Origin of the sequence: Chryseobacterium sp. Marseille-Q3244, from assembly GCF_940807095.1 — a bacterium.
GTDB lineage: Bacteria > Bacteroidota > Bacteroidia > Flavobacteriales > Weeksellaceae > Chryseobacterium.
This window is the reverse complement of sequence record NZ_CALNWX010000001.1, coordinates 463,070-475,460: the sequence shown is the minus strand read 5'-3', so window position 1 is coordinate 475,460 and position 12,391 is coordinate 463,070. Positions and strand designations below refer to the sequence as shown.

12 protein-coding genes are annotated in these 12,391 nt (G+C 35.6%); 7 read left to right on the top strand and 5 right to left on the bottom strand.

Features of this window, described 5'->3' with window-relative positions:
* Positions 1 to 76: 76 nt before the first annotated feature.
* Complete coding sequence (locus tag NBX25_RS02210) at positions 77 to 1,027, top strand: isopenicillin N synthase family dioxygenase (protein WP_250252666.1); 951 nt, start codon at positions 77 to 79, stop codon at positions 1,025 to 1,027.
* 44 nt (positions 1,028 to 1,071) lie between these two features.
* On the opposite strand, the gene NBX25_RS02205 is transcribed toward NBX25_RS02210, so the two are convergent.
* The gene (locus NBX25_RS02205; protein WP_123909636.1) at positions 1,072 to 1,344 is read right to left on the bottom strand and encodes a bacteriocin-like protein; all 273 of its coding nucleotides are present in this window, start codon (positions 1,342 to 1,344) and stop codon (positions 1,072 to 1,074) included.
* Positions 1,345 to 1,560: 216 nt separating this feature from the next.
* On the opposite strand from NBX25_RS02205, the gene NBX25_RS02200 reads away from it, so the two are divergent.
* Both NBX25_RS02200 and NBX25_RS02195 read left to right on the top strand, forming a co-directional pair.
* Complete coding sequence (locus tag NBX25_RS02200) at positions 1,561 to 1,725, top strand: bacteriocin-like protein (RefSeq protein WP_164464428.1); 165 nt, start codon at positions 1,561 to 1,563, stop codon at positions 1,723 to 1,725.
* 142 nt (positions 1,726 to 1,867) lie between these two features.
* Positions 1,868 to 2,038, top strand: a complete 171-nt coding sequence (locus tag NBX25_RS02195; RefSeq protein ID WP_123909635.1) for a bacteriocin — start codon at positions 1,868 to 1,870, stop codon at positions 2,036 to 2,038.
* Between the two features lie 39 nt (positions 2,039 to 2,077).
* On the opposite strand, the gene NBX25_RS02190 is transcribed toward NBX25_RS02195, so the two are convergent.
* Both NBX25_RS02190 and NBX25_RS02185 read right to left on the bottom strand, forming a co-directional pair.
* Positions 2,078 to 3,124 carry a PA0069 family radical SAM protein gene (locus NBX25_RS02190; protein ID WP_250252665.1) on the bottom strand — a complete coding sequence of 349 codons (1,047 nt, stop codon included), beginning with the start codon at positions 3,122 to 3,124 and terminating at the stop codon, positions 2,078 to 2,080.
* A 122-nt stretch (positions 3,125 to 3,246) separates the two neighbouring features.
* A complete protein-coding gene (locus tag NBX25_RS02185) occupies positions 3,247 to 3,441 on the bottom strand; it encodes a hypothetical protein (protein ID WP_066691102.1) in 195 nt (64 codons plus the stop codon).
* Positions 3,442 to 3,615: 174 nt separating this feature from the next.
* Between NBX25_RS02185 and NBX25_RS02180 the strand changes: the two genes are divergently transcribed.
* The gene (locus NBX25_RS02180) at positions 3,616 to 3,966 is read left to right on the top strand and encodes a hypothetical protein (protein ID WP_123909632.1); all 351 of its coding nucleotides are present in this window, start codon (positions 3,616 to 3,618) and stop codon (positions 3,964 to 3,966) included.
* A gap of 109 nt (positions 3,967 to 4,075) precedes the next feature.
* Here the strand turns inward: NBX25_RS02180 and NBX25_RS02175 are convergent, their stop codons facing one another.
* Positions 4,076 to 6,733 (bottom strand): hypothetical protein, encoded by a 2,658-nt coding sequence (locus tag NBX25_RS02175; protein ID WP_250252664.1) that lies wholly within the window; start codon positions 6,731 to 6,733, stop codon positions 4,076 to 4,078.
* 33 nt (positions 6,734 to 6,766) lie between these two features.
* Positions 6,767 to 7,564, bottom strand: a complete 798-nt coding sequence (locus NBX25_RS02170; RefSeq protein ID WP_123858295.1) for a DUF2797 domain-containing protein — start codon at positions 7,562 to 7,564, stop codon at positions 6,767 to 6,769.
* A 90-nt stretch (positions 7,565 to 7,654) separates the two neighbouring features.
* Between NBX25_RS02170 and NBX25_RS02165 the strand changes: the two genes are divergently transcribed.
* The 3 genes from NBX25_RS02165 (at position 7,655) to secA (ending at position 12,238) form a co-directional block, all read left to right on the top strand.
* Positions 7,655 to 8,683: a GDP-mannose 4,6-dehydratase gene (locus NBX25_RS02165; RefSeq protein WP_250252663.1), complete on the top strand. Its 1,029-nt coding sequence runs from the start codon at positions 7,655 to 7,657 to the stop codon at positions 8,681 to 8,683.
* A 135-nt stretch (positions 8,684 to 8,818) separates the two neighbouring features.
* The gene (locus NBX25_RS02160; protein ID WP_002662059.1) at positions 8,819 to 9,040 is read left to right on the top strand and encodes a DUF2795 domain-containing protein; all 222 of its coding nucleotides are present in this window, start codon (positions 8,819 to 8,821) and stop codon (positions 9,038 to 9,040) included.
* A 123-nt stretch (positions 9,041 to 9,163) separates the two neighbouring features.
* The gene (gene secA, locus NBX25_RS02155) at positions 9,164 to 12,238 is read left to right on the top strand and encodes a preprotein translocase subunit SecA (RefSeq protein ID WP_250252662.1); all 3,075 of its coding nucleotides are present in this window, start codon (positions 9,164 to 9,166) and stop codon (positions 12,236 to 12,238) included.
* The last annotated feature ends 153 nt before the right edge of the window (positions 12,239 to 12,391 follow it).

Sequence of the window (12,391 nt, the reverse complement as noted above, 5' to 3'; positions counted from 1 at the left end):
TTTAACTTATAAATAATGATTTTAAAATCATTTAAATTAAAAAAAATGTAATTTTGCTATTCGTAAATTTCTAAAAATGGACAAAATACCTAGTGTAGACCTGCGTGATTTCCTTTCGGGTAACCCGGAACGCAAACAGAAATTTGTAAATGAAATCGGAAAAGCTTATGAAGAAATTGGTTTTGTAGCCTTAAAAGGCCACTTTCTTGATGACAACCTTGTAGAAGATTTATATGGAGAGGTAAAAAACTTTTTTGACCAACCAGTGGAAACGAAACAAAAGTATGAGATTCCAGGAATTGGTGGTCAGAGAGGGTATGTAGGATTCGGTAAAGAAACTGCAAAAGGTTTCAAAAAAGGAGACTTAAAAGAGTTTTGGCACTTTGGACAGTATCTGTCTGAGGATTCAAAATACAAAACGGAGTATCCTGACAATGTAATCGTTGATGAACTTCCGAAATTCAACGAAGTAGGTAAAGAGGCATTCCAAATGCTTGAAAAGACAGGACAGTATGTTCTAAGAGCATTAGCACTGCACCTTGGCTTAGATGAGTTCTATTTTGACGATAAAATAGCTGAAGGAAACTCAATCTTAAGACCTATTCACTATCCACCAATCACTGAAGAACCGGATGATGCCGTAAGAGCTGCAGCTCACGGAGACATTAACCTGATCACTCTTTTAATGGGGGCACAAGGAAAAGGTCTTCAGGTTCAGAACCACAACGGAGAATGGATCGATGCGATCGCAGAACCGGATGAATTGATGATTAATGTTGGAGACATGCTTTCAAGACATACTAACAACAAATTAAAATCTACGATTCACAGAGTGGTAAACCCGCCAAGAGAATTGTGGAGCACTTCAAGGTTTTCAATTCCTTTCTTTATGCACCCTATCAGTGCCATGTCATTAAATGCTCTTGATAATTGTGTAGACGAAAACAATCCAAAATTATACGAAGACACTACTGCAGGAGAATTCTTGCACGAGAGATTAATCGAATTAGGATTAATAAAAAAATAATCATAATGAATAATAGTCAGTAATTAAATTACTGACTATTTTTTTTATCCTGTTATACAATAAAACTCTGGACAAGGAGTAGGCTGCGTGAAAGTACCCCAAGGACAAATACAAGTATAACTACTGCCACCTCCACCGGGGTTACCACCTCCGCCAGGATTTCCAACATAGGGCACACAGTTACCGCCTGAACAGATATATCCAGGTGCACAACCACCTGTACCAGGCAATTCACCATCAAAACAATAAGCAGGGCCCATGTCTCCTGCAATCATTTTCTTTTGTTCTTCTCTTGAAATTTTTTTGAAATTTTTCATAGTTTTTGGTATTTAGTTTTTCCTACTCTATAAGCTTTTCGGATATCGCTCTTCTAAAATTAATTTTTATTTCTCTAATAATCAAACATTTGCATACAAAAACCACATGATAAATATTTTTTTTAATAATTTTTAATTTTTCTCACATGATAATTCATTTAATTGAAAATATTTTATTTAATTTTGCTATACTATCAAATTTTTAATTAAATCTATATGAAAAATCTAAAAAAACTAAGAAAAGACCAGTTGAAAGGCATTTCCGGAGGAGCTCAATTGCCTGTACCAGAATTCTGTATGTACTATTGCAACGGAACTGTGATTTGTGCAGATTGCAGTGATGATTTTAAATGCCCTGTTACAGGTGGAGAAACAATGTAAGGAACTTCAGCAAGATGTAAAAAGCCGCTTTGTTAAAGCGGTTTTTTTATTGTCTCATATTCAGCTACAACAAAAATAAAATACTAGTATACAAATACTTATCAATATTTTCATATCTTTATTTAAACCAAAATCATGCAATATGAAACATTTAAAGAAATTAAGTAAAAACAAATTGAAGACAATTTCCGGAGGAATAAGTTTCCCTTATCCCGGAGAATGTTTTTATGGGTGTAGTGACGGTAAACAGTATAGAGAATTATGCAGAGTAGAATTCTTTTGCCCTGACGGTGAGCAGCCTATTATTTATTAAAACCAAAAAACGCTTCTTTGGAGCGTTTTTTAATATAACTTAATCAAACAGCCTTAGTTGCTGATCTTTAGTTCCTGTAAAGTTAGCCGTTGACAGTTTAGGAAATTCTTTCCCTTCAAAAAACTTTTTCCGTCCTATTTTAAAGGTAGTGTGAATCATTTCAGCGATATTCCCCTCTCCTCTCTGCCTTTCAAAATATCTTTTATCCCCCAGCTTTCCGCCACGCATAGAGCGGATCAGATTCAATACTTTCTGTGCTCTGTCTGGGAAATGAGATTCAATCCAATTGACAAAAACAGGTTCTACGGTATCATTCAATCTAACTAATGTATATCCAAATCCCAATGCTCCGGCATCAGAAATTGATTTTAAAATATTCAAAGGCTCATCACTATTCAACCCTGGAATAATTGGCGCTACCATTACGTGTACAGGAATTTTATTTTCAGAAAGGATTTCAATAGCTTTTAGTTTATTGGGAGCAGAACTTGTCCTTGGCTCCATTTTTCTTCTCAGTTCTTCATTGATGGTAGGAATACTTAAGGAAACAGAAACCAGGTTTTGTTCCGCCATCGGTTTTAAGATATCCAAATCCCTCAGTACTAAGGCATTTTTTGTCAGAATATTGACAGGATGTCTGTAATCGAGACAAACCTGCAATAATTTTCTGGTAATTTCAAATTGTCTTTCGGCAGGCTGATAGCAATCGGTGTTTCCAGAGAGTAAAATAGGAGCAGCTTTATATCCTCTTTTCTGAAAAAACTTCTCCAACAGTTCAGGAGCATTTTTCTTCACCATGATCTTTCTTTCAAAATCAATTCCGGCACTGTATCCCCAATATTCATGCGTAGGCCTTGCAAAACAGTAGGAGCAACCATGCTCACAGCCTTGGTAAGGATTCATAGAATATTCCATCGGAAGATCCTCACTTTTCACCTGATTCACAATGGTTTTGGGAAACACTTCGGTAAAAGAAGTCTTTACGGTTTCGAAATCTTCATCTTCAGGCTCATAGGTATACCTGTCGAAACGATTGATAACGTTTCGCTGAGCTCCCTGACCTTTTATGAAATTTTCGTTTGACATTCTGATGTAAAATTAGAATGGATTTTTTATAAAATAATGAACTTTAACATTTAAGTTTTCCACAAAAAAATCCAACACTTTCAAAAGCGTTGGATTTAAACATAATTTAATATATTTTTTTACTACTTCAGCGCGTAAAATTCCACTCCGTGTGTTTCGTCGTCGTGGTTCTTTTCATCAAAGTGTCTGTGATAATCTGAATAACTATCACTATATTTTTTATCTTTTTTTGTCAATATTTTTTTGATGCTTATTAAACTTAATACTGCCAAAAGACCAACTCCCCCTGCCAGTAAAACTCCAACTTCTTTTTTCATATTTTCTTTGATTTATTGTTTTTGATATTGCAAAAAGTGTACCTATTTTATTCTTCTGAATTATAAATTTTGTTAACATTAAGCTATATTTTTAAGAAAATTATAATCAGTTATTTTTCTTATCTTTAGAAAAGCAATGGTTTAATTATTGTACTTATCAACAAAAATATTATTATGGAAAATCCAGAAAACATCGACAGAATGACCACCTTAAGCCAAGTCATGAAAACGCTTTCTGAAAGAGGGATACACAGAGAGTTTAGAATGAATGAAAACTGCGAGATGAAATTCGAAAATTCTGAAAAAATCTATACTCCTTCTGAACTGACTATTTTAAAGACCTATCGTTTTGAAGGTGATAGTAATCCTGACGACAATGCCGTATTATACGTCGTGAAGGATGATGCTGGAAACCGTGGGATGATTATCGATTCTTATGGCGCAGACAGTAATTATCCTGGTGCGGAATTTGATGAATTTCTGAGAGAGATACCAATCCTAGAAAGTGATGAATTCAATTTTTAAGTATTGAACCTCAATATTTATTTTTTAAACCATTAAGGATTTTTACATTAAAAATGATTTTCCGCCAATCGCAAAATCAACTTAGTATTACCCTTAATGGTTTAAAAAATTACTTCTCTCCGGAGTTATCTTTCTTTTTAAAAATGCCATTTAAGAAACCTTTCTTCTCCTTTTTCTCTTCCTGAGGCTGAGAAGTATTTTTTTTGTGTTTGATTTCTTTTTTAATATCCTTTACCGATTCTTTCATGTCCTTCACTGAAGAAACTGCACTTTTTACTGTTTTTTCTGTTTTTTCAACATTCTTTCCAATAAGTGTCTTCTTCAATCCCTGTTCAATCCCTTTCCAGAAAAGATTAAAGAATGACTTTGTAGGATCGCGTTCCACATTTTCCACTGTTACTGATTCTGGATAATTTCCAGAGTTCGATTTTAAGAAAACATTCGCGACAGCAGTTAAAAAGCCTTTCTTCTCATGATTATTTTTGTTCAGAACAGCAATCTTCAGGTCTTTATGTTTTAAATTAAATGTTCCGTGCAATCCGGCTGGATTTCCTTTAAAATTAAACAGCATTTCCTGAATCGTTCCTGCAGTGGCTGTTACATGCAGATAAGGCCTGATAAACGGATTGATACCATTTGCCGGAAGATTAGAGGTCTTTCCTGAAATTGTAAAATTATCATGCTGATCCCCAACATCAAAGCCCCAGTTCACTGCCAGAGGTGAAAGGTTCATGAAGGAACAATTGATCTTAATATCAACTTTGGTAGGTCTTCCCTTTGCCTTAGCAGAGTTTAGATTTTTGACATTCATATTAAAATTACTGAATGTAAGTTTTCCCGGTCCAATACTTTCAGGAGTATCTTCTTCGTATACCAAAACTGAATTCTTCAGATCCAGCGTATTGATATTCATAGGAATTTTAATGGAACGAAGCATTTTAGAATACAGTGCTTTAATTTTCGGATCATCTTTCGGTATTTTACTCCTGAAAATATTAGCATCTGCGGACTGGATCTCCACATGGGAAGCATTAATGTACTTATGTTGTGAAAACAGCTCCCAATCTCCCTCAGCAGTCACCTGCCCAGCCTTTAGATCATATAGATCCCTCTCCACAGGTATCATTTTGATAAACTGGTTTCTCGAAACAAGAGGCTTCATTGCAAAGTTATTGATCTGTATTTTATTCTTATTCAGCTTCAAAAGTCCAAGGTTGATATTGTAGAATTGGGTTTTATAAGCCAAATTACGGGTCGTTAGGAAATAATCTTTGACTGTAAAAGAAAGCCCTTCATTATTTGCTTTCGGGCTTATCTCAATACCGTTTACAGTAGCATTCAGATCATGAAAAGCCAGTGGTTCTTTTCCTTTATCATAAGTAAGGTTTGAGTTCTTCAAAGATACTTTTCTTACCATGACAGACTGTATGATCCCGGAATTGGTATTTTTCTTTGGTTTAATCTCCCCAGCCTTTATCGTTCCGTTTGCATTTTCAACCAGAACGTCTTTAACATCTAGATTCAGTTTTTTATTAATAAATTCCAGTTTATTGATATTAAAAGCAATATGGTTGGATTTTAAATCCATTGTCATTTTTCCGTTGGGCTGAGAACCGGGGGTCAATGAAAGATCTCTGATTTCTCCGTTAGTAGGTTTCAAAGCAATGCTTCCAATTGCAATGTTCTGATGATCAGCATATACAATATCTTTCCCAGAGAATGTAAAATCCTTATATGCAACCGGAATCACCTGCTCAGAAGTTTCTTCATTGAACACAAGTTGACTGATATTCAGATTCAGATTTCCAGCAGACAGAAGTTTGTTTCCATCCGGCTTGTTAATTTGAGCCACAGCATTTTTAAGCTTTATATTCTCAAGATTAACTTCAAAGTCAGAGTTCCTCTTTTCTTTCTTAATCTTTTTTACACCAGTATTATACACTGTGAAAATCGGGCTCTGAAAGTACGCATCAGCAAGAGAAACTTTATTTTTCTGTAAAACCACATCTTTAAACTCCATTGTTGGAATAGTAAATTCAAACAGTTGAGTTTTTTGAGGATAAAACTTTTTAAACTGAGTAAAAGAAAGCAACGGAATCAGCTTAAAGTTTTCAACAGCCATCTGTCCATCAGTAGTATTGATGGTATGAATAGTAATGGCATATATGTTATCGGGTCTGAAAAAGAAATTTTGTCCCTTAATACTGTATCGATCAAAAACAATAGGTAGCTTATCTTCAACTGACTCTTCCGTCATCTGCAGATTTTCAACCATAAGATCAAGTTGTTCTACAGATAAAAACTTTTGCTTGGTATGTTTGAAAATGGCAATTTTCCCATCATTGATCCTGATATTTTCAAATAAGAAAGGATTTCGTTTTTTTCCTTTTTTTTGGTCAACAGGTTTGGCTAAAATGACATTCAGATTGGGTTTTGCCAACAACAGATCTGAAGAACTTATTGTTTTATTGAAAATAGCATCATAAATTCCGAAACGGTTGACTTTTAATGTATCAATCGTTCCCTGAAGCCCAATGACATTCGTATTTTGTGGGTTCTTGGAGTTAACAGAAATTCCCGTTGCCAGAATATTTCCTGTACTAAGATCCACATCCAGATTTTTATAAGAAACCTTGTAGTCTGTATTTTTTTTAATGTATTCGGGGAGTTGGGTTTTAAGCCAAAAATTCAGTCCGAAATTTGCAGCAAGAAGCAATCCCGCCAGGATTCCCAAACTGATTAATAGCCTTTTAACCCACTTTTTCATATTTGTGATTTGGTTGAATAACTTATGATGAGATTAATTTTTGATTTCCAGCTCTATTACATAGCCTTCATGCCCTCTTACATTGATAAAATTCCCACCTTCAAATCCAAGATACTGTCCTTTTATTCCTGTAAGCCTTCCGGTAAATTCCGGTTTCTTATCTAAAGTAAATGAAGTTACTTTCTCCGGTTTTTCAAATGGGTAATCAAATGCCCAAAGTTCTTCTCCTTCACTGTAGAACTTCTGGAAATCCTCAGGGAAATATTCCTTGATCTTTTGTCTGAAATCTGCAAGATCTATTTCTCCTTCAAAGTCATCCTGAAGCATCTTTCTCCAGTTTGTTTTATCTGCTAAATGTTCTTTTAATGCAACCTCTATCATCCCAGCTTCATAACGGTTCTCAGTTCTTGCAATAGGCAAAGCAAAAGTGGCACCCTGATCAATCCATCTTGTAGGAATCTGAGTATTTCTCGTCACCCCTACTTTTACATCTCCGGTATAGGCCAGATACACCGTATGAGGCTGTAACTGAATTTCTTTTTCTACTTCAAGATCACGTTCCGCCACTCCTAAATGAGCTGTAGAAAGCTCCGGGCGAATGATGGTATCACTGGCGTAAGGACTTTCAAAAAAGCAGCTTTTACAAAAACCCATTCTATAAATAGGTTTATTTTCACCACAGTTTACACATTGAAACCCTACATGCTTAATGCTTAATTCTTTCCCCAATAACTCATTAATATGAATCAGATCTCCTGAAAGATTCAAATAATATTGGATGGGTTTAGCATCGTAGCTTATCATTTTTAAAATTTGCCCTTGAAACTGCATATTATATTTATATTACTTTTTTACGTAAATTTAATGATTATATTTTTCAAAAAGTAAAATTTATATTTTTGTATTCATAAAAAACCATTGATGATTTATCTTGTAACAGGCGGTAGCGGGTTCATCGGTTCCCATTTAGTTGAACAATTATTAAGAAATGGACATTCTGTCATAAACATTGACAATTTTGATGATTTCTATAGCTATCAGATCAAAATTAAAAATACTTTAGAGTCTATTGATATAATTCCGGATTTTGAATTCTCTGATAAAGAGGCTGATATTCAACGTCTGGTTTCCCTCTCCCAATCTGATCAATATTCCCTTTATTATCAGGATATCAGAGACAAAAAAGGGCTTGAAAGTATTTTCAGAAATCATCCCATTGATATGGTGATCCATCTGGCGGCATTGGCTGGAGTTCGCCCCTCCATTGAAAGGCCTTTGGATTACGAAGAAGTGAATGTTCGCGGGACAATGAATCTTTGGGAATTGTGTAAAGATTTCAATATCAAAAAATTCATTTGTGCATCTTCATCAAGCGTTTATGGGAATAATGAAAAAGTTCCGTTTTCAGAAACAGATAATGTAGACTATCCTATCTCTCCTTATGCTGCCACTAAAAAATGTGGGGAAATCCTTGGCCATGTGTATCATCATCTTTATCATATTGATATGATCCAACTAAGGTTCTTTACCGTTTATGGTCCAAGACAGCGCCCAGACCTTGCTATACATAAATTCACAAAGCTGATTTCAGAAGGCTTAGAAATTCCTTTTTATGGTGATGGAACCACCGCCAGAGATTATACCTATATTGATGACATTATTGATGGAATAACCAAATCTGTGTTATATCTGGAAAACAATTCCCATGTTTATGAAGTTCTTAATTTAGGAGAAAACCAGGTTGTCACTTTAACGGAGATGGTAGCCACTATAGAAGATGCCCTGAATATGACAGCCCACAGAAAAATTCTGCCAATGCAACCTGGAGATGTCACAAAAACCAATGCTGATATTACCAAAGCAATGACTTTAATAGGATATAAACCTGACACAGACTTCCAAAATGGCATAAAAAAATTTGTGGAATGGTTTTTGAGAAAACGACAATAGTAAATTTCTGACATGACTGCCATGCAGTTGGTGACAGTCGTTTGCAAGAAAATATTATAAAAAGAATTGAAAATCAAGTATAAAAAAGTTTATTATACAACCTATTTTTATACTTTTGCAAAAAATTAGAAAATTATGTACTGGACATTAGAATTAGCTTCCTATCTAAGTGACGCACCTTGGCCAATGACAAAAGCAGAGCTTATTGACTACGCAATCAGAACTGGTGCACCTATGGAAGTAGTGGAAAACCTTCAGGCCATTGAGGACGAAGGAGAAATTTATGAATCTATCGAGGAAGTTTGGAGCGATTATCCAACAGACGAGGACTTCCTTTGGAACGAGGACGAATATTAATAAAGCGATAAGCTTTAGGCTGCTTGCTTAGAGCTTTTTTGCCCTTTTTATATATTAACTACACGATAAGCGTGTCATTAAAACGCTTAAAGCATCTTGCATTAAGCATAAAGCAAAAAATTTATGAGTTTTTTAAACAAAGTTCTTAAAGGGTTTTTGGGAGACAAAAAAGCGCAGGACCTAAAAGAAGTAAAAAAAGTTGTAACAAAAATCAAGGCTGTAGAGCCTAACATCCAACAATTGTCGGATGATGGACTGAGACAAAAAACTGCTGAGTTTAAAGCAAGTATTAAATCTGCAACCAGCAATATCACAGCTCAAATAGAACAGATTAAAGAGCAGATAAAAAATTCAACAAACGTTGACGAGAAAGAAGCTCTTTTCTCAAAGATTGAGTCTCTAAAGAAAGAATCATACGAAATTGAAGAAAAAGTTCTAGTTCAGGTTCTTCCGGAAGCTTTTGCATTGATCAAAGAAACGGCAAGAAGATGGGCTCAGAATGGAGAAATTCGTGTAACAGCAAGTGACTGGGATAGAGAACTGGCTGCTGCAGGGAAAGATTTCGTTAGCATTCAGGGAGACCAAGCTGTTTGGAAAAACTCATGGGACGCTGCCGGAACTCCAGTAGTTTGGGATATGGTCCACTATGATGTTCAGTTTATCGGGGGTATTATTCTTCACAGTGGTAAAATTGCCGAAATGGCAACCGGTGAAGGTAAAACTTTGGTAGGAACATTACCTATTTACTTAAATTCTCTTCCGGAAAGAGGGGTTCACGTAGTAACTGTGAATGACTACCTTGCCAAAAGAGACTCCGCTTGGATGGGACCTCTTTATCAGTTCCATGGAATGTCTATCGATTGTATCGATAACCACCAGCCGAACTCGGACGGAAGAAGAAAAGCATACAACTCAGATATTACTTACGGAACAAATAACGAATTTGGTTTCGATTACCTGAGAGATAACATGGTAACTTCACCTTCAGAACTGGTACAAAGAGAATTAAACTTTGCCATTGTGGATGAGGTGGATTCCGTATTGGTAGATGACGCAAGAACACCGTTGATTATTTCAGGTCCGGTTCCTCAGGGAGACAGACAGGAATTTGATGTTCTTAAGCCTTCTATCGACAGAATCGTTGAAGTTCAGAAAAAAACAGTTTCTACCATCTTCAATGAAGCGAAAAAATTAATCGCGGCAGGAAACACAAAAGAAGGAGGATTCAAATTGCTTCAGGCATACAGAGGTCTTCCTAAAAACAGACAATTAATTAAATTCTTATCGGAAAGCGGAAACAGAGCATTGCTTCAGAAAGTTGAGGCACAATACATGCAGGACAATAACCGTGACATGCCGATCGTAGATAAAGATCTTTATTTCGTTATTGAGGAAAAGAACAATCAGGTAGACCTTACAGACAAAGGTGTTGAATACATGTCTCAAGGGAACTCTGATCCAAACTTCTTCGTACTTCCGGATATCGGAACTGAAATTGCTGAAGTAGAGGCTAAAAACTTATCTAAGGAAGAGGAATTCGAAGCTAAGGAAAAACTTTTCGGTGATTTTGCTGAAAAATCTGAAAGAGTTCACACGATGAGCCAGCTATTGAAGGCGTATACATTATTTGAAAAAGATGATGAATATGTAGTCATTGATGGTGAAGTAAAAATCGTTGACGAGCAGACAGGCCGTATCATGGAAGGAAGACGTTATTCTGATGGTCTTCACCAGGCAATTGAAGCGAAAGAAAATGTGAAAATTGAGGCAGCTACTCAAACTTTTGCAACCATTACGCTTCAGAACTATTTCCGTATGTACAACAAACTTGCGGGGATGACAGGTACTGCTGAAACAGAGGCTGGTGAGCTTTGGGAGATCTACAAATTAGATGTTGTGGTTATTCCAACCAACCGTCCTATATTAAGACATGACAGACAAGATTTAGTTTTCAAAACTAACAGAGAAAAATATAACGCTGTAATTGAAGAAATTGAAAAATTAACGGCACAGAAAAGACCTGTACTGGTAGGTACAACTTCTGTTGAAATTTCTCAGTTGCTTTCAAAAGCACTTCAGTTAAGAAAAATTCCACACCAGGTATTGAACGCTAAGCTTCACAAAAAAGAAGCAGAGATTGTTGCAGGAGCTGGGCAGCCGGGAGTTGTAACCATTGCAACGAACATGGCAGGACGTGGTACGGATATTAAATTATCTAAAGAAGTAAAAGATGCAGGAGGTCTGGCTATTATTGGTACTGAAAGACACGATTCAAGACGTGTTGACAGACAGTTAAGAGGTAGAGCTGGTCGTCAGGGAGATCCGGGAAGTTCTCAGTTCTATGTATCTCTTGAAGACAACTTAATGCGTCTATTCGGTTCTGAGAGAATCGCTAAAATGATGGACAGAATGGGTCATAAAGAAGGTGAAGTGATTCAACATTCTATGATCAGCAAGTCTATTGAAAGAGCTCAGAAAAAAGTAGAAGAGAACAACTTCGGAACAAGAAAGAGACTTCTTGAGTATGATGACGTAATGAACAAACAACGTGACGTTATCTACAAGAGAAGAAAGAACGCTCTATTCGGAGATCACTTGAAATATGACATCACGAACATGATTTTCGATGTAGCCAACTCTATCGTTGCGAAAGGAAAAGCTACAGGAAATTATAAAGATTTTGAATATGAAATCATTAAAACATTTACAATGGAATCTCCGGTTTCTCAAAATGATTTTAATAATAAAACCATTCAGGATCTAACGAACATCCTATTCAAAGCTGCTCAGGAAGATTATCAAATGAAGCTGAACCTATTGAAGGAAAAATCATTCCCTATCATTGAGAATGTATACCAAAACCAAGGTTCAATGTTTAAGATGATTCAGGTTCCTTTCACAGACGGACACAAAACGATGACTATCGTGGCAGATCTTAAGGAAGCTTATGATACTCAGTGTGAAAGCTTAATCAATGATTTTGAAAAGAACATTACTTTATCTATTATTGATGAAAACTGGAAGCTTCACCTTCGTGAAATGGATGACTTAAGAAGATCTTCTCAGGGAGCTGTGTATGAGCAGAAAGATCCACTTGTAATTTACAAACAAGAATCTTTCCACTTATTCAGTGAAATGATGGAAAAATTAAACAAAGAGATTATTTCTTTCTTATACAAAGGAGAAATTCCTGCATAAGAAATAATTAACAATATTATTAAAAAACCGCTCTGGCATTGGCTAGAGCGGTTTTTTGTTATTGATTGTATAATAATTGTATGATAAATATCAATCTTATTATTTATTTAGAATAGTTAAAAACAATATATTTGCAAAAAATATTGACTGCTT

What these genes read in the sequence shown, in the direction of transcription:
- NBX25_RS02210 (WP_250252666.1), top strand. Translation starts at nt 77, where the DNA reads ATGGACAAAATACCTAGTGTAGACCTGCGTGATTTCCTTTCGGGTAAC.
- NBX25_RS02205 (WP_123909636.1), bottom strand. Translation starts at nt 1,344, where the DNA reads ATGAAAAATTTCAAAAAAATTTCAAGAGAAGAACAAAAGAAAATGATT.
- NBX25_RS02200 (WP_164464428.1), top strand. Translation starts at nt 1,561, where the DNA reads ATGAAAAATCTAAAAAAACTAAGAAAAGACCAGTTGAAAGGCATTTCC.
- NBX25_RS02195 (WP_123909635.1), top strand. Translation starts at nt 1,868, where the DNA reads ATGAAACATTTAAAGAAATTAAGTAAAAACAAATTGAAGACAATTTCC.
- NBX25_RS02190 (WP_250252665.1), bottom strand. Translation starts at nt 3,124, where the DNA reads ATGTCAAACGAAAATTTCATAAAAGGTCAGGGAGCTCAGCGAAACGTT.
- NBX25_RS02185 (WP_066691102.1), bottom strand. Translation starts at nt 3,441, where the DNA reads ATGAAAAAAGAAGTTGGAGTTTTACTGGCAGGGGGAGTTGGTCTTTTG.
- NBX25_RS02180 (WP_123909632.1), top strand. Translation starts at nt 3,616, where the DNA reads ATGGAAAATCCAGAAAACATCGACAGAATGACCACCTTAAGCCAAGTC.
- NBX25_RS02175 (WP_250252664.1), bottom strand. Translation starts at nt 6,733, where the DNA reads ATGAAAAAGTGGGTTAAAAGGCTATTAATCAGTTTGGGAATCCTGGCG.
- NBX25_RS02170 (WP_123858295.1), bottom strand. Translation starts at nt 7,564, where the DNA reads ATGCAGTTTCAAGGGCAAATTTTAAAAATGATAAGCTACGATGCTAAA.
- NBX25_RS02165 (WP_250252663.1), top strand. Translation starts at nt 7,655, where the DNA reads ATGATTTATCTTGTAACAGGCGGTAGCGGGTTCATCGGTTCCCATTTA.
- NBX25_RS02160 (WP_002662059.1), top strand. Translation starts at nt 8,819, where the DNA reads ATGTACTGGACATTAGAATTAGCTTCCTATCTAAGTGACGCACCTTGG.
- secA (WP_250252662.1), top strand. Translation starts at nt 9,164, where the DNA reads ATGAGTTTTTTAAACAAAGTTCTTAAAGGGTTTTTGGGAGACAAAAAA.